Genomic DNA, 24,811 nt, shown 5'->3' with positions numbered 1-24,811 from the left:
ATTCAGCCGAATATCTAGGCTAATTTGCAGATATAATCAGTATTAACTATCGCATTTAACTAAATATGTGAAATAAAACCTATAGCGAACACTAAACAGTAACCATTATGTCAGCGCTACTTTGATTGGACTTAGCACAATGAAAAATACTATCCGTCAGAAACTAAAAAGTATTGCCAAAATCAAGGAACATTTTAGATATATCGTTAAAGAACTAAACAAATACTGCATTATGGGTTAAAGCACCCAAGTGGTGCTTTTATATCCATTTATAAGCAAAAGTAAATCTTGTTTTTTTACAAGCAAGGTTGTTTTCAGTATGATAACTAAAGTAATAATGGATTATAGCTTTAGAGATATTTTTGGCTAAAATATGTTCTAATCTATAACTAAGAGAATAATAGTTATACCTAAAAGGAATTTTTTGTATAAAAAGCGTTCTAAAATATAACTATAGTAATAATGAGCAAATAACGTTCATAATGTAATAAATAGTTATTTAAAAATCTACTTGTTAACAATAGAATCAGGCTAAAGGTTAACAAGCAAAACTTGAATAGCGTAAGATGACAAATCGAGGTAGACTATGTCACAAGTAGCGAAAAATAAAAAAGTTCGAAAAACTATTCGAACATTGCCAGAAGAAAAAAAAGCTATATCCGAAGCTTTTAAAAAGCTGGCAAAGGAAATGGATAAAGTGAGATAGGGATAAATGGGGTTAAAAATAACTCGAAGTGTAGAAGTATGTAATTCAGTTAATAATCTTATTAAAAATAATGGTCCGTACGCTGAAACACCAATTATAAAATTCGAAGAATACAAGCAAATGTGCATTGAATTCGGCGACATACCCATTACTCCTTATCATATTCAATTAAAACATCCTTCCCATAGTGATACTATAGGTAGAGATAAACCAATGGATAGACCTCGTAGTGCCAGATATGAAGAACTTCATCATATACATTTTTGGCAGGAAGGATGTGTATGGGAAGATGATGATGGATACCAGGTACAGTGGAACAGTACCAGTGATGCATTTATTATTTATTATTATTTATTCTTATTTTATCGACAAAGATGGCGACCATCATTTTTATATAATCGACCTGCTCCTTAATAATGCACATAATATTATAGAAAATAACAGCCAAATCCTAAAATGGGTCGCTATCGCTAAAAAATTTCGGCTACAAAATATCTGATATAGTGTAATAACAACACTAAAATTCCATGCTTACCTTAATCTACTGTGCGATAAAAGAGACTGGATTTTGTTATACTAATTGCAATAAAATTACACCTATCCGTTATTGACTATTGTATCAATACTCAAAGCGGGCCATACAGTTACCTATTTTAATAAGAATAAATTCATGCGCACATCCTCTTTGTCAAAGTCAGAACGTATATTCTTTCCGTTAAGTTTAACGTTATTTGAATTTAGCGTGTACATCGCTAACGATATGATCCAACCCGCCATGTTAGAAGTGGTAGCAAATTTCAATGCTGGCGTAAAATGGATCCCCACCTCCATGACAGCATTTCTGGCCGGGGGCGTCTTCTTACAATGGTTGTTTGGCCCATTATCAGACAGACGTGGTCGACGTCCAATTATGCTTATTGGCGTCTTGTTCTTTATTATTAGCTGTTTAGCCATTTTGCTCGTTTCGAATATTGAGCAATTCATTGCCATGCGATTCTTACAAGGCATTGGGCTGTGCTTTATCGGTTCAGTCGGCTATGCAACTATTCAAGAGGCTTTCAACGAAACCGTCTGCGTCAAAATTATTGCACTAATGGCCAATGTGGCTTTGATAGCACCATTACTGGGGCCATTGGCCGGAGCTACCTTAATCAATATCCTTCACTGGCAAGGCATATTTATTATTTTTGCTATTTTAGCTTTGATCGCATTCGTCGGCTTATTCTTCTTCATGCCAGAAACCGTAACGCAAAAAGAGGAAACATTATCTTTTCCCCATTTATGGCGTGATTATAAACAGGTACTGAAGAATCAGCATTTTATCAGCGGCGCACTTGCAATAGGATTTGCCGCCGTACCGCTACTAGCTTGGATAGCACTCTCCCCTGTTATTATCATAAGTGGAGAACAGCTCTCAATGCTGATCTATGGATTATTACAAATACCAGTTTTCGGTGGATTAATTATTGGGAACCTAACATTAAGCCGTCTAACTGGAAAAAAAACTTTAGTTCAGTTAATCAAATTTGGTGGTAAGCCGATAATCATTGGTCTGATAATAGCTGCCAGTTCAATATTTTCCTCATCAGGCGCTTACCTATGGATAACTGCGGGTCTAACTGTATACGCATTCGGGCTTGGAATGACGAACGCCTGTTTAATCCGATTAACCTTATTTTCCAGTGATGTCAGCAAAGGCACTGTTTCTGCCGCTATGGGCATCATTAACATGGTAATATTTATTTTAGGCATAGAGCTTGCCAAAATAGTTTATCTATGGAGAGATGAAGGTGCCTTTAATTTGCTAAATTTATTTTGCGGGTTATGCTGGTTGCTTTTAGCTACGTTTTTTACTTACAAACTCCCCCGAAAAGAAGAAGCATCCACGATTAAACAACTTTGACAATTTCTTTCTTATCATCCGAACAGCCACAGCTACCAGCTGTGGCTAATGAAACTTATACATCCAACCATTCCCGCTAGCATTTTTATCTTAGCCCCACCTCTTTTACGACAGGAAAAGTGGATGCCAAATAATATGAGATTTACCCTTTATTTTATATTTAGTATTAAGAAAATTTTTATTGGTTAACTACCAAATAGTCTCTCACACTGGTAGTGTAAAAAGTTATATAAAAAATACAATACTTACATCTTGATAGAATTTTATTGCCTTTACACTAATGCTATTGAGTTAGCATATAAGTTGCGTATTATTGGTTAATAAATTTTATTTATCTATGGAACGTAAATTATGCAATCATTGTACAAAATTCTTATTGTTACGTTTTTTTATCCTTTAGTTATTTATTATTAGCTGAAAATGGCAATATAACTAAAGATACAAATAGAAAATCAAGCGCTAAATGTTTTATACGTTTTGACGACCCTGATAATTGTATTCCTATAAACACAATCAACGACAATTTAGCTAATACGCAGTGATTTTTAATTTTAACAGTAAAAAAAGTATTCTGTGATTAAGTTTAAAAATGTTTTATTTAATAATGAGAGGATGAATTATCAAATTATTACTTAAAATATTCACTGTTTCTTCTTTTAGGAGAACTTAACTTTCTTTAGCAAATAATAACAAGTCAGACTAAACAAACCTAAAAAGATAAAGCGACAGGCAATGTATGTTATACCAAAAAGAATATCCGGTTTGTGTTATACACATATGCCCTGCAAAATGAATTTACCGCTCGGCTTCTATCGCAACACCTCAGTAACAAAAATAGACTTCTCCTAATTTTCTGCAGTATTAGCCAATTATTTTTTATCTATAAACCTCTGCCGTTTTATTGCTTAAATAGTTAATAAAAAATTGCCGCTATAATCAATTAGATTTAGCGACATGATTAAGTCATATCATTTTAAGCCAGAAATAGTTTTTGAATTTATAAGTTAGTTATTTTTATATCTAAAATTTGATATGAAAAAAAATCTCCATCACTTGAATATGAAAATTTTATTAAAGTATTCCAACTATCGTCTTTTAACTCAAAAATTTTTATTTTTTCGCAAAAATTATCATGATAGCCGTATTCTAGAAAGTGATTTTTATGTCCTTCAGATGCTAAAGATTTTAATTTTAAAAAATTTTTTGTTGCTTCTTTAGAATTTAATTCTGCTAGAAAGTTATTTAATTTTGCCACACAAGAATAAGCTTCTTCTTTTCCCGTGAAAAAAAAGAAATCTTTTATTTTTTCCCATAATGTTAATTGAATAGACGAATTATTTTTTTGTATTTCTTTAATATCGCCAATAGTTATCTTTTCTCTTATAAAAAAACTATTTCCAATAGATAAACTCATGATTAAATTCCTACTGATTCTCTGATGTTAAAATTATATTCTTCATAATTTAAAATAAATTAATTTTAATTAAAAATTTTGATACATAGGTACAGTATTACTGTATCTATGTTCTATTTGGTGAACAACCAAAATTGGTTTTTATTGTACTATTAACATCCTCTCCAAGATAAATAACAAGGATTTGCGGCGTTTTTTAGTAAAAGCAGCAACAACAAGTTATCAAAGAATTTAAATAGCTCTACTTTATACAGATTGTCTTCATTCTTTAGGTAAATACAAAAGTATAGAAGAAGACTAATTTAATATTTTCCCATTTTTTATTGCAAAAATATAAACCAATTAGTATATTTCACTTTGGCAAATCATATATGCACTAACAACAAAAAAGTAATACACAACTAAAATCCAAAATTTCAACTTAACTATAAGTAACCGTTAAATATATTCTAGACACCACTTTTATGATATTTTTTATATTAAAATATTTATCTTAATTGTTATAAATTAATTTAAAACTTGCTTTAACAGCATATAAACCTATTTAAGTATAGAGAAAATAAAATACTCAAAACAAATTTTTTATTATCAATAAAAAATTATCAACATCTAAATAATAAGTAATAAGTAATAAGTAATAAGTAATAAGTAATAAGTAATAAGTAATAAGTATTAAGTATTAAGTATTAAGTATTAAGTATTAAGTATTAAGTATTAAAATCTTATAATACTTTAACTATTGATATCGCTTAAATATTTTGCATCACATACTGAAATTAACAGCTACTATTAAATTTAATTGTATAATTATGAAAATTTACATACAAATCATTATTATACGTCAATTGCAATAATATTAGTTAATAAAATAAACTTGTTTCATAAAAAACATTTGTTATGATTAATCCTCATTAAAATAACATAATTATGTAAATGGTGAATATATGCCAAAAGAAATATTGAGTGTTTTTAATCATAATCAGTTCAGCATATCTGCCGCATTACAAAAAGAAAATGATATAGAAAATAAAAATATAAAACTAGGAGAACTAATCGGAGAAGGACTTCACGGAAAAACATATTTTGATGCCAATAATAAAAATTTCATATTAAAAAAACTATATAATTTAATTGATAGACATAGAACAGAATCCTGCGCCAGAGAAGAAGTAAACTGTTTTAATAAATATTACGGAGAAGGAGCTGCCGCGCTAATAGAAAGTGGTGATACATTTTATATTAGAATGTATAAAGTACCTGGAGTAACAATCACTAGCATTAAAGATAAAATATTTCCGCTGAGTGCACAGGAACGTTTTCGACATATGATCTGTGATTTAGGCGATAAAGAGATAATACATGATGATTTACACTGTAATAATATTCTATATGATAAAGAGACCAACACATTTTATCCAATAGATTTTACTAACAAATATACAGAGTACTACTCTGGAGATAATGACACCAAAGACTCACTAGATGATAAAATAGAAATGATGTATGATTGGGCGCTTAAACATATTATTAAGCACACATATTATTAAACTTACATACTAACTTGGCAAAAATCAAAATAACTAACTATCAATTTCGCTGAGTATAAGCGATAGTAGAACTTATCGCTCAGCGTTCTATAATATCAATTCAATCAACTCTCATATTAAAGTGTAAAACCACCGCCAACAACAATAAAACCTAACAATATCCAAACCATTGACATCCCCGCAAAACTAGGCGTTACATCCCTACGACCTCTACCAATAGATTTAATTAAACTTTTTATTAGCTTTTTTCCATTCTGCACAAATAGCCAACTGAAAAATATTTTTGCAGTTGATTAAAAATCAAGTGAGCACAGCGACTACTTTTGGATGAGTGTTGATTCTAACACTGCCTGGAGAACCGCACTAAACCGAACCGGTATAGAAAACTTTCGATTTCATGATCTGAGACACACTTGGGCTAGCTGGTTAATTCAGTCAGGTGTTCCGCTTTCAGTATTACAAGAGATGGGCGGTTGGGAATCTATCGAGATGGTACGTAGGTACGCTCACCTGGCGCCTAATCATCTCACTGAACATGCAAAACAAATCGACGATGTTTTCAATAAATTCAAAAATCATGTCCCAAATTTGTCCCACTTAAAAAAACTGAAAAGTTAAATTTGATGTAACCCATTGAAATAACTGGTACGCCCTACAGGATTCGAACCTGTGACCTACGGCTTAGAAGGCCGTTGCTCTATCCAGCTGAGCTAAGGGCGCTTAGAAAAACGCTTATTCAATAATAAAATAATGTCGTTGGATTATACGGTTGCTGAGCACTGAGTCAACGTCTTTTCAATGACAAATTATCTATCTGCTCATTTTCTGACTACTAATAAAACTGACAGCATCGCTTTCTTCTGACAAAATAGCAGTATCACAATGTTTTTATGGATTAATGAAATAAATGTCAGCAAAAATTATTGACGGAAAAATGATTTCCGAAACAATCAAACAGGAAATTGCCAAAAAAGTTAAATTGAGACTTTCACTAGGCAAGCGAGCTCCCGGACTTGCAGTCATTTTAGTCGGTAATGATCCGGCTTCACAGATCTACGTAAACAGTAAACGTCGTACTTGTGAAGCGGTTGGTTTTGTTTCTCGCTCATATGATTTAGCGGAAAAAACCACTGAGTCTGAACTTTTACAATTAATTGATCAACTTAATAATGACAAGGCAATTGATGGCATCCTGGTTCAATTACCACTGCCCAAAACTATTGACTATATCAAGATACTAGAACATATACATCCAGACAAAGATGTTGACGGTTTTCATCCTTATAACATAGGCCGTCTTTGCCAACGAGCCCCAAGACTACGCCCTTGTACACCTCGCTGCATTATTACCTTACTTGAGCGCTACCAAATTAATCTACTTGGTTTAAATGCAGTTATTGTTGGTGCTTCAAATATCGTAGGTCGCCCAATGAGCCTGGAATTGTTACTTGCTGGTTGTACAACTACTGTCACCCACCGCTTTACTACTAATTTACGTCAACATATAGAGCAGGCTGATTTATTAGTTGTCGCTGTTGGTAAACCAAATTTTATTCCCGGTGAATGGATAAAACCGGGTGCCATTATTATGGATGTGGGAATTAATCGGCTTGAAAATGGCACAGTTACTGGCGATGTCTGCTATCAAGAAGCACAACAACGCGCTAGCTGGATCACTCCTGTGCCTGGTGGCGTTGGCCCAATGACAGTGGCAACACTTATGCAAAATACCTTACAAGCTTGTGAAGAATATCATGATATTCAAAATACTAACCAATAGGCGATAAAATGGAAATCTTTCATCTAAATGGGCAGCCTTATATTAAATTATGTGATTTATTGAAATTGCAAGGTTGGGTGGATAGCGGCGCCGCAGCCAAAGCACTTATCGCCCAAGGTGATGTAAAAGTTGATGGTGAAATTGAAACCCGTAAACGCTGTAAAATTAGCAAAAATAATATTGTCACTTTAATTAATAACAGCGTAATAGTTAAAGAGTAATCATCAATTATAAAAAAATATTTAACAATGCCCCTTATAACGGGGGCTAATCTTCTGCTTAATTTTTACTCATTTTTAAGTAATGATTTACAGCTTTTAAAGCTAATGAGTGAATATTTCATAATATTATTCTTATCAGGTAACAATAGTAAAATTTTCTTCTGTCTCTGGAGCAGAAATTATTCTGGCTAAACTTTCTAATGTTTTAAAGGTACAAGAACATCTTATATTTTGACATTGATGATAAGATTCCTTAGTTTTGTTAGTTAAGTAACGGCTCGTTCTAGTATGAGCGGTATTTTTACAAACAGGGCAACGCATCATATACACCTCCTAAAACTTAAGATTGAGTAATTTATATAGAGGTAAAATGATCTGTTTTCGTTATAAATCTCTACCTTGTACTTCAGTACTAGCGCTATTTAAATCAATATCCATTGAAAATGGAACATCAACTCGTTATACCAAGGTTAGATAGCAACAACCATCTATTTTTTGTTATTTTTTGTTGATTATTTGATATTTCAATATATTTACCACTACCTACATCACCACTCGCTTTTCTTTTTTAAGCCGCAACGCGGCGTTTTATCCTTTTTGTTGTGTGGTTGACGACAGATTTTTTTAACGTTAAAAATTTGTTTTTTTATTGTTAGATTAAAGACTCCTGTAAAGATAAGGAGATTAACTTAAATCATGGACATACTAAGAGACAGAGTTATTACTAGTTGTTGGACGCGAGCTGATGCACTTAAGGTTCATTTCGATGATCCAACAACAACGCAACCCAAGGTCAATATTGACTTCCCCGTTATGAGTGAAAAGTTGTTTATCTGGGTGAAACAACCCGACCGATTTAAAGACAAAAATGGTAATTACGATATTGTTAAAGACTGGAATGATCGACATGGCCGAGCCCGCATGTGCTTTTGGTACGCCAGAAATAGTAAGAGTTGGCAATACGGTGGCCGAGTAATGAATGATGGCGTATCACCAACAGAACGTGAGTGGGCCGGTACTCCTATTTTACTAAATGATAACGGTGACATTGATCTTTATTATACTTGTGTTACACCTGGCGCTACTATCGCTAAAGTCAGTGGTAAAGTGCAAACTGACAATAATAGTGTAAAACTAAGTGGCTTTGACAAGGTTATCCCGCTTTTCTCTGCCGATGGCGTTTATTATCAGACAGAAGAACAGAATGAGTATTGGAATTTCCGCGATCCTTGCCCTTTCATTGATCCCAATGATGGCAATCTTTATATAGTCTTTGAGGGTAATGTTGCCGGTGATAGAGGCTCCCATATTATTTCTAGCGCTGATATGGGCGATGTACCGCCAGGTTTTGAGGATGTAGGCGGCGCTAAGTATCAAGTTGGTTGTATTGGTTTTGCAGTTGCAAGAGACAACACGGGAAATAATTGGGAAATACTTCCTCCATTGCTCACCGCCGTAGGTGTAAATGATCAAACAGAGCGTCCACATTTTGTATTTAAAGATGGTAAATATTATCTTTTTACCATTGTCATCAATACACTTATGCCGATGGTTTGAAAGGCCCAGATGGGGTTTATGGTTTTGTCAGCGATTCATTATTCGGCCCTTATACACCACTTAACGGTTCTGGTTTAGTGTTAGGCAATCCATCTTCCCAACCGTTTCAGACTTACTCACATTATGTTATGCCTAACGGTCTTGTCACTTCATTCATCGATAATGTTCCCGGTCGTGGTGACAAATTTCGTATCGGAGGTACCGAAGCACCGACTGTGCAAATTAAAATTGTTGGTAATAGAACTTTTGTCGTCAAACAGTTTGATTATGGCTTTATTCCACCGCTAAAAAACATAGTTGTCAGATAAATAAATTATCTTGATATTGAGCGATATTTTTGATTTCATTATAAAATATCGCTTAAAACACATAATGAAGAGTAAAAAATACGCTTGATTATTCAACTCAAATGTCAATCAATATTCTGAGTGACACCTATATAAACTAAAAGAATATTAGCAATTATGAAGAAAATATTTTTGTATTTGATTCTACTATTCCTTTATAAAATCGGTTTCTGTTATGCATTAACAAATAGTAATAAAGGTAATAATATGAAAGATACGGTACGATTAGTTACTATTGAAGAAGACGATCATAATATATTACTCAAGTCAGCAACATCTGTAGTATTCCCGCTAAATAGCAAGCAAAAAAAATTTATTTCTACTTTGCAAAAATTTTTCCATAATTTAAAAAGTCCTTTAGGAAAACCAGCCGGTTTAGCCGCACCTCAAATTGGTTATCCATTTAAAATCGTAATTATTCAGATACCTCCAGAGGCAAAAGAAAAACGTAAATATGTTTATGATACTTTATCACCGACGATACTAATAAATCCGGTTTATACCCCTATATTAAATGCCGGTCAAATTAAAGATTGGGAAGGTTGTTTTTCAATACCAAATAAGATCGGCGAAGTTTATCGCTATAATGAAATACATTATGAGGCTTATACATTAGAAGGTAAGAAAATAAGTGTTCACGCAAAAGGATTTTTGGCTAGGCTTATTCAGCATGAAATAGATCATTTAAATGGTAAATTATATATTGATTATTTATGTAATGATTGCCGATTTGTTTCAACCTCCGAAGCTTTAAACATAATGAAAATAGAAAAATAAAGGTAATGTCGTATTAACAGGAAAAGCTTTGGCAAAACATGAGGCTATTTAGAAATAATTCATGCTCAATCAAATTCACTTATTAATGAAAACATGACGAACTATCAAAGCAATATTTGTTTTTAACACATTAATAATAAATTAAGCTTATAAGTTACCAAACTTAAAGAATCTCTTAAGTACCAGTGTAAATAAATTAGAATCGATACCAACAGGAATATGGGCTGATCATTCACTTGCTGCTTTACTGGATATTCAACAAACAGCCTTACGATCACAAAAGAGTGTATTAATCACATAATAATATCATTAGGTAAAGAGGAGCCTATATGGATTAATAATAGCGGAATATAGTTGGCAAAACTGCCGGCTTGTAAAATTATTGGTACAGCCGGCGCTATCGATCTCATGGTGGCTGAATTGATTTATAGTTTACTGATGAAATAAATCCTATAAAGAAACATTCCGTTTAACCACGCTATTTACACAACAAACCAAAACTTAGCTAAAAACAATCAATCTAACAACCATATATAGACTAAAATTTGAACCTGTTTTTTACTTACGACGCCATACGGTTCCTTGCGAACTATCCTCTAATATAATGCCCATTTTAGTCAGTTCATCACGCGCTGAATCAGCCTGCGCCCATAATTTGTTTTCGCGTGCATCATTACGTTGCTTAATTAATGCCTCAATTTTTTCTATGTCAGCACTGTGAGAAACTTGTGCTCGACTTTGTAAGAATTGTTCAGGATCCTGTGTTAATAACCCCAAGACATTGGCTAATTGGCGTAATTGTACTGCTAATCCATTCGCCATTGCCATATCATCGACTTTCAGTCGATTAATTTCTCTTGCCAAATCAAATAGAACTGAATAAGCCTCCGGCGTATTAAAATCATCGTTCATTGCTTGCATAAAACGCCGCTTAAATATTTCATTATCAGTAGATATAAAATTATTAGTATCAGTATCTCGTAAAGCGGTATACAGACGCTCAAGCGCGGTGCGAGCCTGCTTTAAATTTTCCTCGGTATAATTTAATTGACTACGATAATGTCCTGATAATAAGAAATAACGCACTGTTTCGGCATCATAATGTGTCAATACATCACGAATGGTAAAGAAATTATTTAATGATTTTGACATTTTCTCCCGATCTACCATAACCATTCCAGTATGCATCCAATAGTTTACATAGGGGCCATTATGGGCACAGGATGATTGAGCTATTTCATTTTCATGATGAGGAAACATCAAATCTGCCCCACCACCATGGATATCAAAATGTTCACCCAGTTGTTTACCATTCATGGCTGAACACTCTATATGCCAACCTGGTCGCCCATCTCCCCAAGGAGAAGACCAACTGGGCTCATTCGGTTTAGACATTTTCCATAGCACAAAATCTAATGGATTACGCTTGGCATCCGTGACTTCAACCCGCGCTCCAGCTTGTAATTGCTCGAGATCTTGGCGGGATAATAGTCCATAATCAGGATCGCTATTAATAGCGAACATGACATCACCATTGTCTGCAATATAAGCATGGCCACGCTCAATTAGGCGCGCAGTCAAATCAATAATTTCTTTAATATGGTCAGTTGCTCTTGGTTCAAAATCGGGGCGCAAAATATTTAACGCATCAAAATCCTTATACATTTCAGCCAACATGCGTGATGTCAAAGCGTCGCATGTTTCATTATTTTCAGCTGCCCGTTTGATGATCTTATCATCAACATCAGTAATATTACGTACATAAGTCAGGTCATAACCAAGATAACGCAAATAACGGCTAATAACATCAAAAGCGACAAAGGTTCTGCCATGACCAATATGACATAAATCATAAATAGTAACACCACACACGTACATGCCAATTTTGCCTGGGGTAATTGGTCTAAACTCTTCTTTTTGACGACTTAGTGTATTATAAATTTTTAACATTGAGACTTTTTCCATCATCAGCCGGTACATGCGGTAAATGGTTTATTTTAATTACAAGATTATGCAAGAGGCCATTGCTACCAATAAACACAACTATTGGAGCCCTATATTCTGAGTTATGCAACTACAAGGCGCAAGAAAATTATTCAATATTCCACAAATACTGACGCAATTAGCCCAATATGGTATAAAATAGTTGATCTACTTTAAATTGATTACTTTGCTTTTTGATTTTTACATTACTTATAACGATTTATCAGGATAGTGATTATGGTAACTTTTCACACCAATTTAGGCGATATTGTCATTAAAACTTTTGATGAGAAATCGCCCATAACGGTAAAAAATTTTTTAAACTATTGTCGTGATGGATTTTACGATAACACGATTTTTCATCGCGTTATTAATGGATTTATGATCCAAGGTGGCGGTTTTCAACCCGGAATGCAGCAAAAAACGACCAAGGATCCAATCAAAAATGAAGCAAATAACGGATTAAAAAATAACCGTGGTACGCTCGCGATGGCTAGAACCAATGACCCACATTCAGCCACAGCACAATTCTTTATTAATGTTGTCGACAACGACTTTCTAAATTTCCGTTCAGAACAGCAAAATGGCTGGGGTTACTGTGTTTTTGGCGAAGTAGTTGAAGGAATGGATATTGTTGATAAAATTAAAGGAGTCGAAACAGGTCGTAGTGGCTTACATCAAGATGTACCAGTTGAAGATGTTATCATCAAACGCATAACGGTTAACGAATAATTACAAACTATGGCAATCTTATTTATTGCTGACTTACATTTAAGTGAAAAAGAGCCGGCTATCACTGCCGGTTTTCTGCATTTCTTACGCGGACAGGCGAGCCAAGCTAAGGCTTTGTATATTTTAGGTGATTTTTTTGATTATTGGATCGGTGATGATGATCCCAGCCTGCTACATGAAGCTATAGCGCAAGAACTTAAGGAACTGCAAAGTAAAGGTGTTCCCTGCTACTTTATTCATGGTAATCGTGATTTTTTACTGGGTAAGAAATTTGCTAAAGAAAGTGGCATGATTTTATTACCAGCAGAGAAAGTATTAACGCTACATGGCCATAATATCCTCATTTTACACGGTGATACACTTTGTACTGATGATATTTCCTATCAGCGTTATCGAAAACGAGTATATAATCGCTGGTTGCAACGGCTATTTCTAGCGCTTCCATTATCTACCCGCCACCGCATCGCTGAAAGAATGCGTAAGAATAGCCAATCTGCCACCCGACTTAAGCCAGAGTATATTACCGATGTTAATGAACAAACAGTAATTGAAAAATTTCGAAAATATCAAGTCGATTGGATGATCCACGGCCATACGCATCGACCTGCTATCCATGAAATTAATGTTAATGGTAAAATATTACACCGAGCGGTGTTAGGTGCCTGGGATCAAAATGGCTCAGTGATCAAAATAACGCCTAAAACTATCGAACTGCTTCATTTCCCTTTTTATTAACGTTTCCCATCTCAGCTTAATCCTGTGATGAAAAATTTAGGCAAACGTTTTCCTTCTTTATCGGCCATGATATGATCTCTCTTAATTTGCCATCAATAAATGACTTAAATCCAGGAGCAACAAATTAATGATCGCTCAATTTGATGCACAGAAACCGTCACATTCTAACGCCAAAATTGCCATAGTAATGGGCTCCAAAAGCGACTGGAGCACGATGAAATATGCAGCCGATATACTTAATGAACTAGAACTACCCTATCAAGTAGAAATTGTTTCTGCTCATCGCACGCCAGATAAACTCTTCACCTTTGCTGAACAAGCAAAAGAAAAAGGATTGCAAATTATCATTGCCGGTGCTGGTGGAGCCGCACATTTACCCGGTATGCTAGCAGCTAAAACGTTAGTTCCTGTTTTTGGCGTTCCTGTTGTAACAGCGACACTTAATGGTATTGATAGCCTTTATTCGATTGTTCAAATGCCAAAGGGCATTCCGGTGGCTACCTTCGCAATTGGTAAAGCTGGGGCAGCCAATGCAGCATTACTGGCAGCCCAATTTCTTGCTGGTACAGATAATGAACTTTATGAGCGTTTATCAATCTGGCGTTTAAAACAAACTAATGACGTCTTAAGCAATCCCGATCCGCGGGAGGTGGAATGAAATCGATTTGCATCCTTGGTAATGGCCAGTTGGGCCGCATGTTACGCCAAGCAGGAGAGCCGTTAGGTATTAGTGTCTATCCTATCGGTATCGATGATAAATTAGAAACTATCCCCTATCAACACAGCATCATAACAGCCGAAATTGAGCGCTGGCCCGAAACGCCGCTTACCTGTGAATTAGCTCGCCAAGCTAGCTTTATTAATCGCGATATCTTTCCGCGACTGGCCGACCGGTTGCCACAAAAGCAATTGCTAGATTCTTTAGCCTTAACAACGGCTCCCTGGCAACCTCTTACCAATCAAACACAATGGCCACAATTATTTACCGAGTTAGGCGATTTTGTTATTGTTAAATGTTGTACTGGTGGTTATGACGGCCGTGGACAATGGCGTATCACACCGGATAACCTATCAATACTGCCAGCTGAGATTTATGGCCAAGCAATTGTTGAAAAAGCCATTCCTTTTTTAGGAGAAGTTTCACTCGTCGGTGCACGTAATATAAATGGCCAATGTGTTTTTTACCCGCTAACATACAATCTGCATCAAGAGGGCATACTACGGGCAAGTATCGCTTTTCCTCAGCCAGATAAAAAATTGCAAACTCAGGCAGAATTGATGCTGTCGACCATTATGACAAAATTAAATTATGTGGGTGTGATGGCAATGGAATGTTTTATTTTAAATGATAAACTGCTAATTAACGAATTAGCGCCACGTGTTCATAATAGCGGTCACTGGACGCAAAATGGCGCATCTATTAGTCAATTTGAACTCCATCTGCGAGCCATTTCAAATCTACCAATTCCTACCCCTAATATAGACACTACGGCAGTCATGATTAATTTGATAGGTACAGCATTAAATCCTGCATGGTTGTCATTACCTTTAGTTCACCTACATTGGTATGAAAAAGACGTTCGTCCAGCGCGCAAAGTAGGCCATCTAAATTTGTGTAGTAACAATCGGCAAGCGATAAAAAACTCATTAAATACAATACAAACCTTACTTCCTAGTGAATATAACGATAGTATTGGATGGCTAAACACAAAATTAATGCATTCCCCACGACACGATGAGTGAAAATAAAAACAACTACCATGTTGAATAAGCCAGTTTATTGTTAAGCTTACTGTTTTCATGCAATATTTGTCTGCTTAGGAGTCATAATGCCTGCACAACAACAAATATTTGGTCCTATTTACCCATGGTATATGTTAGTTTTATTGGGATTAATTTACTTCTTATCAACAGCCACCACTTTCACTTCTCTAGGTGTCGTACTACCTAGCATGATTAATGAATTCAATTGGAACTGGGCAGAAGCAGGACTGGAGTTCACGATATTAGGATTAACCTGTGGTTTATCAAGCTATCTACCCACCTTAATGATCCTTAAACTGGGTCTTCGAATAACATTATTATTCGGCCTTACTATTTTTATCCTTGGCTTTTATTGCCTCTATTCTACCGCCAGTTTATTTGATTACTTTTCTGGTACTGCCTTGTTAGGCATTGGCTTTACTTTTTTAGCAACGGTACCAGGTACTTATGTTATTTCGCGATTGTTTGAAAAACAATCACTCGCTTTTGGCTTCTACTTCACTATTGGTGGCTTAGGCGGTGTGGTCGGCCCTTGGATCTATTTTCTGGCAACACGTGTCTGGGGTTCATGGCGCATACACTGGGTCATTTCAGCGCTTTGTTTGGCCATTGTTGTTTTTATTACACTATTAACCTTACGCGAAGGCCAACGTGAAATTTCACATGCCAAAACGATCGCTGACAAATTGACACAACACTCTTCAGAAACAATTTACAAAACGAAAGAAATATGGACTGCCAGTGGTGCCCTACGCACCTGGCAATTTTATATCATTGCTGCTAGCTATACCGCCTTTCTTTGGTGTGGTATTACCGTTAATAGCTTTGCCGTTGCCCACATTATAGAACAAGGTTTTAGCGAAACAATTGCCGCAGGTTCCTTAAGTGCAATGGCGTTTATCAACGCCTTCTCTCGCCTGGCTGGCGGTGCAGTCGGCGAGCAGCTAGAGCCCAAAAAATTATTAATAATCAGTCTAATAATTATTATTTGTGGACTTATTGCCCTCAGTTTTGCCACAACCTGGCTGTGGCTAATCTTATTTACTATTGGTGTTGGAGTCGGTTATGGCATGACCTTTCTAGCCTCAAGTGTTTTACTGGCTAACTATTTTGGTCGAGATCCATACCTGGAGCTTTTTTCTGTCATGAACTTACTCTCTACTTGCGCCTGTTTTGCCCCATTCTTCGGCGGAATAATAAAAGATTATACAGCGAGTTTTACTCCGGCATTTTTAATTATTACTATTCCTGTTTTCATCATTTTATCACTAACATTATTCATGAAACCGCCAGTACAGCGATTGCCACAAAATTACAAATTGTAATTAAAAACAGACTTATTTTACTTATTTAGCGCTTTATCTGTTGGCATTAAGAATCAATACTAATACGTAGAATGATAATTTTATTGAGATCAAAACTATGAAAAGAGTGATTTTTATTACCGGAACCTCAAGTGGTATTGGATTATGCGCTGCCAAAATTTTGCTAACCAAAGGTTATCGAATATTAGCGGGTTGTCGTAAAGAAGCCGATTTAATTACCATGAAAACACTAGGCTTTGAACCGATTAAAATCGATATGGATAATGCAGAAAGTGTAAAACAAGCAGCCCAACAAGTTATCGAATTAACTAATGGCCGATTATATGCCTTATTTAACAATGCCGGTTATGGTGTCTATGGCTCACTAAATACCATCAGCCGACAACAACTAGAGCAGCAGTTTTCCTCTAATTTTTTTAGTATCCATCAGCTCACCACTTTATTGCTACCGGCCATGCTACCTTATAACGAAGGGCGTATTATTCAGACCAGCTCTGTGTTAGGAATTGTCTCTTCTGCTGGTCGTGGAGCCTACGCGGCCAGTAAACATGCTTTAGAGGCTTGGTCAGATGCACTTCGTCTTGAACTAAAAGGCTCGGGTATACAAGTTTGTATTATCGAACCTGGCCCAATTAAGACACGTTTTACTGACAACGTCGATCAAACCAACAAAGATAATCCGGTTGAAAATCCAACTATCGCTGCAAGGCTAGCATTAACGCCAGAACACGTTGTCAAACGACTACTCCATGCATTAGAGAGTCCCAAGCCTAAAATTCGCTACCCAGTAACACTATTAACTTACGCTATTGCCTTTATGAAACGTCTATTACCTGATCGGTTAATGGATAAATTTTTAACATAACAAATATCTTTTTCCACTTGAAATAACCAAGTTTGAGCTTATTTTATAGGGATCACCGAACATAATTTAAGAGAAACATCATGCTAGCAGCTGCTTATGCCATCGACGTAAACGAATCTAATCTGCAACAAGTCATCGAACAATCAATGACGCAACCGGTTGTTTTCTATTTTTGGTCACCACAAAGCCCTCATTGCCAAACCTTAGGTACCACGCTGGATAAATTAGCGGCTGAATATGCTGGCCAATTCACGCTAGCAAAAGTCAATTGTGATACCGAGCAAATGGTTGCCGCTCAGTTTGGATTACGTGCCATTCCAACTGTCTATTTATTACAGCAAGGTCAACCGGTTGATGGCTTTCAAGGACCTCAATCTGAAGAATTTATCCGCGAAATGTTAACGCATGTCCTACCAACAGCAGAAGAATTAAAAATTGCTCAAGCGACTGAATTAATGGCCGCTGGAAAAACCGCCGAAGCTTTGCCCTTGCTAAAAGAAGCTCATCAACTAGCGCCTAAAAATAGTGACATTAGCCTAACTTATGCAGAAGCATTAATTACCCTCAATCAGTTAGATGAAAGCCAGAAAATTTTGAACACCATTGCTATTCAAGATCAAGATAGCCGTTATCAAGGTTTATTAGCCCAAATTGAACTACAAAAGAAAGCCGCAGATACACCGGAAATTAAGCAACTACAAGAAACCTTCGCTCAACAGCCAGAAAACGCAGAACTAGCGGTACAACTGGCACTTAAACTACATGAAGTAAATAGAAATGAAGAAGCATTAGAAATTTTGCTAACATTTCTTAAGAAAGATTTGTCGGCAGGAGACGGTTCTGTGAAAAAAACGATGATGGATATTTTATCTGCCTTAGGCTCTAGTGATCCCTTAACAAATCGCTACCGTCATCAAATTTACTCACTACTTTACTAACATCAAACAGGAAAAACGCGATGGACTTATTTTCTTTTGGTGCCATACCCATCATTATTTTTGTTGCTATTGTCATTGTTTTAACTTGTGTGAAAACCGTGCCACAAGGTTTTCAATGGACGGTTGAACGTTTTGGCCGCTACACCCGTACACTACTACCGGGTTTACATTTCATTGTTCCGTTCATGGATAAAATTGGAAGAAAAATCAACATGATGGAGCGAGTTTTCGATATTTCATCGCAAGAAGTTATTTCTAAAGATAATGCCAATGTCACTATTGATGCCGTTTGCTTTATTCAAGTTGTTGATCCCGTTCGTGCCGCATACGAAGTGAATAACCTTGAATTATCTGTAATTAATCTCACCATGACCAATATTCGTACGGTATTAGGTGCAATGGAACTGGATGAAATTTTGTCTCAACGAGATGTAATCAATGGTCGTTTACTGCATATTGTCGATGAAGCTACCAATACCTGGGGGCTTAAAATCACCCGGATTGAAATCCGTGATGTTCGGCCGCCGAAAGAATTAATTAATGCCATGAATGCGCAAATGAAAGCAGAGCGAACTAAGCGCGCTGACATTCTTGAGGCTGAAGGGATACGCCAGGCAGCTATTCTAAAAGCTGAAGGTGAAAAGCAGTCACAAATTTTAAAAGCGGAAGGTGAACGTCAATCAGCATTTCTACATGCTGAAGCGAGAGCGCGCGGCAGAAGCCGAAGCCAAAGCAACCCAAATGGTCTCTAATGCCATTGCCAATGGTGATATGCAGGCGATAAACTATTTTATTGCACAAAAATATACCGAGGGGCTAACCAATATTGGTAAAGCTGATAACAGCAAAGTGATTATGATGCCGCTTGAAGCAAGTAATTTAATGGGTGCTATTGGTGGCATCAGTGAACTATTTCAAGACAACAAAAAACACGATAGCCAAAAAAGCAATCAAACATAACTAGAGGTATTAAACGATGCTTGAGCAAATAATTGCGCAACCAGCCTGGTTTTGGCTCTGTTTAGGTGGATTACTGCTAATTGCTGAGCTACTCGGTGCCGGCGGTTATCTACTCTGGTCTGGTGTTGCTGCCGTTATCATGGCGCTTATTACCTGGCTTATACCTGAAATGAGTTGGGATTGGCAAGGTCTATTATTTGCCATTATGATCATTCTTTCTGTATTGGGTTGGCGTAAATGGCTTAGCATACGTAATAAATCAATGCCCGATGAACCTAATCAAAAGCAACATCAATTAATTGGCACAAAAGCACGTTTAATCTCAGATACCAATAATGGCTATAGCAGAATACGACTGGCTGATGGTAGCTGGCGGGTTTATTGTTCTCAGCAATTATTAGCTAACACTGAAGTCGAAGTGATTGATGTCAATGGTATTACGCTAACCGTCAAACCGGTTTGGTCTAATCAACATGATGACCAACCAGATGATCAATAATCGGGCATTATTGCATTGTCATCCCCTGGACACGATGCAACCAATGAAAGCAAGCTATCGCGGATCAGATTAAGTTCGGTAATGGTTTTTTCAATTTCACTAATTTTATTTAACGTCGCCGCTTTTATATCCGCACTGTGGCGACGTGGATTACGGAAAAGTTCAAGTAATTTCCGACACTCTTTTAACGTAAATCCAACCTCTCTGGCTTGCTTTAATAATGTTAATTCTTCCAAGTGAGCAGGTTGATAATGGCGATAGCCATTTTCACTTCTCGCTGGCGGAGTAATTAATGACTTTTCCTCATAAAACCGAATTGTCTTGGCACTTAATCCCGTTTTCTCTGCAACTTGAGTAATATTCATTATTTCTCCTTGACCTTACCCTTACTAGAAGGTTTAACCTTTATCATAATCCAGGTTATTTCAGCCATAATGTTAGGACGTAATTAGCATTATACCAATTAATTTATTGTATGCATTAGGAGTGTCAATCATGCCTAATATCACCATTCTAGCACTACAAGGACTGACTTGCTCCAATTGTATTAGCAAGCTAACTAAAGCGCTGGAAGCACTGCCAGACATACAACAAGTTGCCGTTACACTTAATTATGCCAAAGTTACCGGTTCTGCTTCAGTACAAGATATAATTAAAACCATCGAACAAGCCGGTTACCAAGGGAAAGTGGCAACACAACCTGATATTAAGCTACAGCTTACAGGGCTCAATTGCCGCAACTGTGTCAATAAAACACAACAAACATTGGAAAATATCAGTGGTGTTGCCGCCGCCATAGTAACCACTCAAACAGCTCAAATTTTTGGTACTGCCAAGCCCACAGAGCTAATTGCGGCGGTTAAATCGGCCGGCTACCAAGCGACATTGGAAACAGCAAGCAATCCTTCCATTCGCCAACAATCAGCCACACTATCACCCGAGACAACCCAAACAGTTAGCAAACAAACTGCATCAGATAGACTTGAGAAAGTAAATATTGATAGTGAGACAATACAATTACTCATCAATGGTATGACATGTGCCAGCTGCGTTAATAAAGTACAAAAAGCGTTACTTAGTATTCCAGGCGTACAAAACTCTCAGGTTAATTTAGCCGAACGCAGTGCTCTAATCACCGGACAAGCTAAACATCACGCATTAATTCAAGCGGTGCAAAAAGTGGGTTATGACGCCGAAATCATTGACAATGAAATGGAACATCGAGAAAAACAACAGCAGCTAACCAAGGACACTATACGCAAATTTCGTTGGCAAGCCGCTTTAGCACTACTAATTGGTATCGCCGTTATGATTTGGGGCATGATTGGCAACCATATGATGTTAAGTGAAGAAAATCAATTTAGCTGGCTGCTTATTGGTCTGCTCACTCTGATTATCATGGTTTTAACTGGTGGCCATTTTTATTATAACGCCTGGAGAAGTCTAAAAAATGGCAGTGCGACAATGGACACCCTGGTCGCACTTGGAACCGGTGCCGCCTGGCTATATTCAATTAGCGTTAATTTGTGGCCAGATAAATTTCCTTTCCAGGCTCGTCATCTTTATTATGAAGCCAGTCTAATGATCATTGGTTTAATTAATCTTGGCCATGCATTAGAACAAGGTGCCCGTCAACGTTCATCAAATGCACTAAGGCGGTTACTTGATCTCACGCCACCCACTGCACTGGTTATTAGTGAAAAGGGCGAAAATAGAGTGCAACTGTCACAAGTTGAACAAGGTATGGCATTACGTCTAACTACCGGTGATCGCATTCCCGTTGACGGTGAGCTGACTAGCGGTGAAATTTGGCTAGATGAATCCATATTAACTGGGGAAGCTATTGCACAATATAGGACCGTAGGTGAAAAAGTACATGCAGGAACGGTGGTACAAGATGGTACTGCATTATTGCGGGTTTCGGCAGTCGGCCAATATACCACCTTAGCACGCATTATTAAATTAGTGCGCCAAGCACAAAGCAGTAAACCAGCAATAGGACTACTGGCTGATAAAATCGCCGCTATTTTCGTCCCTACTGTGATCATAATTGCCTTAATTGCCGGAACTATCTGGTATTTTTTTGGACCATCACCTCAAATCAGCTATGCATTAATAGTTACCACCAGCGTACTCATCATCGCCTGCCCATGTGCACTTGGTCTAGCAACGCCAATGTCAATTATTGCGGGTGTTGCTCGCGCTGCAGAATACGGCGCTCTAATACGCGATGCCGAAGCCTTACAACAAGCTAGCAACCTAGACACCTTAGTTTTCGATAAAACCGGAACATTGACGCTAGGTAAACCTGAAGTCACAGAAATTCATACTTTTAATCAATTTGAACAATCCCAAGTACTAGCCATTGCTGGCGCCCTTGAGCAAGGTGCTAATCATCCATTAGCGAATGCGATTTTAGCGAAAAGCGTTGGGTTATCGTTACCAGAGGTAAATCAGTTCCGCACTTTAGCCGGCGCCGGAGTGAAAGGTGAAATCGACAATAAAACAATTTTGTTAGGCACCCAGGCCCTGATGTCACAATACTCGATTAGCAGCCAACAAGTTGATCAATTAATTGCTAAACAAGCCAGTAATGGGATCACTCCGGTCTTACTGGCCATTGATAATCAATTAGCTGCTTTATTTTCAATTCGAGATCCACTACGAGAAACCGCCATTAGCGCTTTACAGCGGCTACATAAGCAAAAATATCAATTGATCATGTTAACCGGTGATAATCCAATCACTGCCAATGCCACTGCTAAAGAATTGGGAATCGACCAAGTGTTTGCCGGTGTATTGCCCGATAAAAAAGCAGCCGTCATCGCACAACTACAAAAGAGTGGTCATAAAGTTGCCATGATTGGTGATGGCATTAATGACGCCCCTGCTCTAGCTCGTGCTGATGTTGGTATTGCCATGGGGAGCGGTAGTGATATTGCAATTGAAACAGCCGCTATCACATTAATTAATCATAACTTACATAGTGTTGCTGATGCGGTGCAAATTGCCCAAGGGACTTTGCATAATATGAAACAAAATCTGTTTGGTGCGTTTATTTACAACACGCTGGGCATCCCCATCGCAGCAGGTCTATTTTATCCATTTACTGGAACCTTACTTAATCCGGTTATTGCTAGTGTCGCTATGGCATTGTCATCAATTACTGTCGTTAGTAATGCAAATCGTTTATTGCGATTTAAATCTAAGTAATAAATTATCATCCACCAGTTAACAAAACGGTGACTAAAATTCAGTTACCGTTTTTTATAAAGCATAGAAAATCTTGTACTCAATGATTAAAAACAGTTAACCTATTAAACTGGCAATGAGCAATTTTTGTGTTAAGGGGAAATGAAGAATGGTAGAGCCTGTATTATCTAGGCTAAAAAAATATTTGATTGCCAATAAGACTAAGCATTATCCTTATCCTGCTTATGATGTTAGCCTGGCCGGAAATATTCATCTGCATCTCGTTGGTAGTATTCATATGGCTAGCAAAAATATGTTCCCGCTACCTCAAACTCTAATAAACAAACTCAATCAATGCGATGCTTTGATTGTTGAAGCCGACATTACTGATACCGTGCCTCCCTTAACTAACAATCCTGATATCCCTTGCCCACCGGTCAAACAACGGCTTTCACCTTCACTATATCTGAAATTTAAACATTATTGCCAAGAAATCAAACTGCACTACGAACAATTAGATGCTCTTGCTGACTGGCAAATTGCGTTGTTCTTACAAGCCAATCAAGCGCAGAGCCTAGGATTATTTCCTCAATACGGGATAGATTATCAACTGCTGCAAGTTGCACAGCAACAGCAGAAACCGATCATTGAACTAGAAGGTGCCGCCTCTCAAATCGAGCTCCTCATGAATTTACCTAATAATGGACAATCTTTATTGGAAGATACCTTGACATATTGGCGCTCTAATGCTCGTTCGCTACAGATAATGTTGAGTTGGTGGATAAACTTCAAACCTGAGCTGAATTTAAAATTACCGAGAACCTTTCGTGATGATGTTTATCAGTTATTAATGCAAGAACGTAATTTATTATGGTGTCAAAAGTTAAAAAAATTGTCAGCGGGTCATTATGTCGTGGCCGTTGGCGCTTTACATTTATATGGCGACAACAACCTTGCTAACTTATTTAAACGACAAATCGATTAATTCAATTCCAGTTTTTATTTAAGCGATATTGCCAATCAAAATAATAAAATGGCAATTTAACCACCCGCTATAACATTACCTAAAATAAGGTTTTTATATGACCCCCCGCTATTAACTTATTGCAAAAAAACAGAATCAAATATGTGCTACATAGCTATAAACATGACGCTCATCTACATCATTTCGGTCAAGAGGCGGTGGAAAAATTGGCGCTTGATGCCAGGCAAGTATTTAAAACGCTACTGGTAGCATTAAATGGAAATAGCAAACATCTCATCGTTGCTATCACACCGGTATCTGGACAACTTAATTTGAAACGCGTTGCCAGCACATTTAACGTCAAAAAAGCAGAAATGGTTGATCCTCAAATCGCCCAAAAAATAACAGGCTATTTATTAGGCGGAATTAGTCCATTAGGACAAAAAAAATGTCTGCCAATCATTATTGATGAACAAGCCAAGCAATTTGCTACTATTTATATTTCAGGTGGAAAAAGAGGACTTGAGATTGAACTTGATCCCAACGATTTAGCTCATTTATTAAATGCAATTTTTGCCAATATAAAAAGTGATAAATAATAC

At 36.8% G+C, this 24,811-nt stretch carries 20 protein-coding genes, 1 tRNA gene and 4 pseudogenes; 20 read left to right on the top strand and 5 right to left on the bottom strand.

All coding sequences use genetic code 11. From position 1 onward, the window contains the following. Positions 1 to 712 precede the first annotated feature (712 nt). Both AACL31_RS09905 and AACL31_RS09900 read left to right on the top strand, forming a co-directional pair. Positions 713 to 1,120 (top strand): type II toxin-antitoxin system YafO family toxin, encoded by a 408-nt coding sequence (locus AACL31_RS09905; protein ID WP_339053962.1) that lies wholly within the window; start codon positions 713 to 715, stop codon positions 1,118 to 1,120. Between the two features lie 256 nt (positions 1,121 to 1,376). Continuing rightward, entirely contained in the window at positions 1,377 to 2,609 is a 1,233-nt protein-coding gene (locus tag AACL31_RS09900) for an MFS transporter (RefSeq protein WP_310511932.1), read from the top strand. Positions 2,610 to 3,606: 997 nt separating this feature from the next. Here AACL31_RS09900 and AACL31_RS09895 read toward each other — a convergent pair. Further along, positions 3,607 to 4,023: a hypothetical protein gene (locus tag AACL31_RS09895; RefSeq protein ID WP_310511931.1), complete on the bottom strand. Its 417-nt coding sequence runs from the start codon at positions 4,021 to 4,023 to the stop codon at positions 3,607 to 3,609. A 944-nt stretch (positions 4,024 to 4,967) separates the two neighbouring features. Between AACL31_RS09895 and AACL31_RS09890 the strand changes: the two genes are divergently transcribed. Together AACL31_RS09890 and AACL31_RS09885 are read left to right on the top strand one after the other, a co-directional pair. After that, positions 4,968 to 5,570, top strand: a complete 603-nt coding sequence (locus tag AACL31_RS09890) for a hypothetical protein (protein WP_310511930.1) — start codon at positions 4,968 to 4,970, stop codon at positions 5,568 to 5,570. Positions 5,571 to 5,897: 327 nt separating this feature from the next. Further along, a pseudogene (locus AACL31_RS09885) lies at positions 5,898 to 6,188 on the top strand (tyrosine-type recombinase/integrase); the annotation flags it as partial. Positions 6,189 to 6,213: 25 nt separating this feature from the next. Here AACL31_RS09885 and AACL31_RS09880 read toward each other — a convergent pair. Further along, positions 6,214 to 6,290: transfer RNA gene (locus AACL31_RS09880), tRNA-Arg, on the bottom strand. Positions 6,291 to 6,477: 187 nt separating this feature from the next. Between AACL31_RS09880 and folD the strand changes: the two genes are divergently transcribed. Both folD and AACL31_RS09870 read left to right on the top strand, forming a co-directional pair. Beyond that, entirely contained in the window at positions 6,478 to 7,350 is an 873-nt protein-coding gene (gene folD / locus AACL31_RS09875) for a bifunctional methylenetetrahydrofolate dehydrogenase/methenyltetrahydrofolate cyclohydrolase FolD (protein ID WP_339053961.1), read from the top strand. A gap of 8 nt (positions 7,351 to 7,358) precedes the next feature. Continuing rightward, on the top strand, positions 7,359 to 7,571 hold the full coding sequence (locus tag AACL31_RS09870; RefSeq protein ID WP_310511928.1) for an RNA-binding S4 domain-containing protein: 213 nt from the start codon (positions 7,359 to 7,361) through the stop codon (positions 7,569 to 7,571). Between the two features lie 135 nt (positions 7,572 to 7,706). On the opposite strand, the gene AACL31_RS09865 is transcribed toward AACL31_RS09870, so the two are convergent. Then, positions 7,707 to 7,895 (bottom strand): ogr/Delta-like zinc finger family protein, encoded by a 189-nt coding sequence (locus AACL31_RS09865; protein WP_310511927.1) that lies wholly within the window; start codon positions 7,893 to 7,895, stop codon positions 7,707 to 7,709. A 372-nt stretch (positions 7,896 to 8,267) separates the two neighbouring features. On the opposite strand from AACL31_RS09865, the pseudogene AACL31_RS09860 reads away from it, so the two are divergent. Together AACL31_RS09860 and AACL31_RS09850 are read left to right on the top strand one after the other, a co-directional pair. Further along, positions 8,268 to 9,436: pseudogene (locus AACL31_RS09860) on the top strand (glycoside hydrolase family 68 protein). A gap of 246 nt (positions 9,437 to 9,682) precedes the next feature. Continuing rightward, positions 9,683 to 10,252, top strand: coding sequence for a peptide deformylase (locus tag AACL31_RS09850; RefSeq protein ID WP_310511924.1), 570 nt, complete (start codon positions 9,683 to 9,685; stop codon positions 10,250 to 10,252). Positions 10,253 to 10,810: 558 nt separating this feature from the next. Here AACL31_RS09850 and cysS read toward each other — a convergent pair. Continuing rightward, positions 10,811 to 12,202, bottom strand: a complete 1,392-nt coding sequence (cysS, locus tag AACL31_RS09845) for a cysteine--tRNA ligase (protein ID WP_310511923.1) — start codon at positions 12,200 to 12,202, stop codon at positions 10,811 to 10,813. 270 nt (positions 12,203 to 12,472) lie between these two features. Here cysS and ppiB point away from each other — a divergent pair, with 270 nt between their 5' ends. The 9 genes and pseudogenes from ppiB (at position 12,473) to AACL31_RS09800 (ending at position 20,053) form a co-directional block, all read left to right on the top strand. Continuing rightward, positions 12,473 to 12,967: a peptidylprolyl isomerase B gene (gene ppiB, locus AACL31_RS09840; protein WP_310511922.1), complete on the top strand. Its 495-nt coding sequence runs from the start codon at positions 12,473 to 12,475 to the stop codon at positions 12,965 to 12,967. A gap of 9 nt (positions 12,968 to 12,976) precedes the next feature. Beyond that, a complete protein-coding gene (gene lpxH / locus AACL31_RS09835; RefSeq protein WP_310511921.1) occupies positions 12,977 to 13,702 on the top strand; it encodes a UDP-2,3-diacylglucosamine diphosphatase in 726 nt (241 codons plus the stop codon). A gap of 127 nt (positions 13,703 to 13,829) precedes the next feature. Then, complete coding sequence (purE, locus tag AACL31_RS09830) at positions 13,830 to 14,360, top strand: 5-(carboxyamino)imidazole ribonucleotide mutase (protein ID WP_032115159.1); 531 nt, start codon at positions 13,830 to 13,832, stop codon at positions 14,358 to 14,360. Continuing rightward, positions 14,357 to 15,445, top strand: a complete 1,089-nt coding sequence (gene purK / locus AACL31_RS09825; protein WP_310511920.1) for a 5-(carboxyamino)imidazole ribonucleotide synthase — start codon at positions 14,357 to 14,359, stop codon at positions 15,443 to 15,445. The genes purE and purK overlap by 4 nt, the downstream gene beginning before the upstream one ends. Positions 15,446 to 15,531: 86 nt before the next feature. Next, the gene (locus AACL31_RS09820; protein WP_310511919.1) at positions 15,532 to 16,791 is read left to right on the top strand and encodes a CynX/NimT family MFS transporter; all 1,260 of its coding nucleotides are present in this window, start codon (positions 15,532 to 15,534) and stop codon (positions 16,789 to 16,791) included. A 97-nt stretch (positions 16,792 to 16,888) separates the two neighbouring features. Next, positions 16,889 to 17,656 carry an SDR family oxidoreductase gene (locus tag AACL31_RS09815; protein ID WP_310511918.1) on the top strand — a complete coding sequence of 256 codons (768 nt, stop codon included), beginning with the start codon at positions 16,889 to 16,891 and terminating at the stop codon, positions 17,654 to 17,656. Positions 17,657 to 17,736: 80 nt separating this feature from the next. Further along, entirely contained in the window at positions 17,737 to 18,594 is an 858-nt protein-coding gene (locus AACL31_RS09810) for a co-chaperone YbbN (RefSeq protein WP_310511917.1), read from the top strand. A gap of 20 nt (positions 18,595 to 18,614) precedes the next feature. Continuing rightward, positions 18,615 to 19,554 (top strand): annotated as a pseudogene (locus AACL31_RS09805) (SPFH domain-containing protein). A 16-nt stretch (positions 19,555 to 19,570) separates the two neighbouring features. After that, positions 19,571 to 20,053, top strand: coding sequence for an NfeD family protein (locus AACL31_RS09800; RefSeq protein ID WP_310511916.1), 483 nt, complete (start codon positions 19,571 to 19,573; stop codon positions 20,051 to 20,053). Here AACL31_RS09800 and cueR read toward each other — a convergent pair. Continuing rightward, positions 20,019 to 20,418: pseudogene (cueR, locus tag AACL31_RS09795) on the bottom strand (Cu(I)-responsive transcriptional regulator). The gene AACL31_RS09800 and the pseudogene cueR overlap by 35 nt on opposite strands. A gap of 130 nt (positions 20,419 to 20,548) precedes the next feature. Between cueR and copA the strand changes: the two are divergent. The 3 genes from copA (at position 20,549) to ybaK (ending at position 24,808) form a co-directional block, all read left to right on the top strand. Then, entirely contained in the window at positions 20,549 to 23,266 is a 2,718-nt protein-coding gene (copA, locus tag AACL31_RS09790) for a copper-exporting P-type ATPase CopA (protein ID WP_339053960.1), read from the top strand. A gap of 148 nt (positions 23,267 to 23,414) precedes the next feature. After that, positions 23,415 to 24,230, top strand: a complete 816-nt coding sequence (locus AACL31_RS09785) for a TraB/GumN family protein (protein ID WP_310511915.1) — start codon at positions 23,415 to 23,417, stop codon at positions 24,228 to 24,230. 143 nt (positions 24,231 to 24,373) lie between these two features. Continuing rightward, complete coding sequence (ybaK, locus tag AACL31_RS09780; RefSeq protein WP_339053959.1) at positions 24,374 to 24,808, top strand: Cys-tRNA(Pro) deacylase; 435 nt, start codon at positions 24,374 to 24,376, stop codon at positions 24,806 to 24,808. Positions 24,809 to 24,811 lie beyond the last annotated feature (3 nt).

Origin of the sequence: Arsenophonus endosymbiont of Crataerina pallida (assembly GCF_964020125.1) — a bacterium.
Lineage (GTDB): Bacteria > Pseudomonadota > Gammaproteobacteria > Enterobacterales > Enterobacteriaceae > Arsenophonus > Arsenophonus nilaparvatae.
This window is presented reverse-complemented; position numbering and strand designations above follow the sequence as displayed.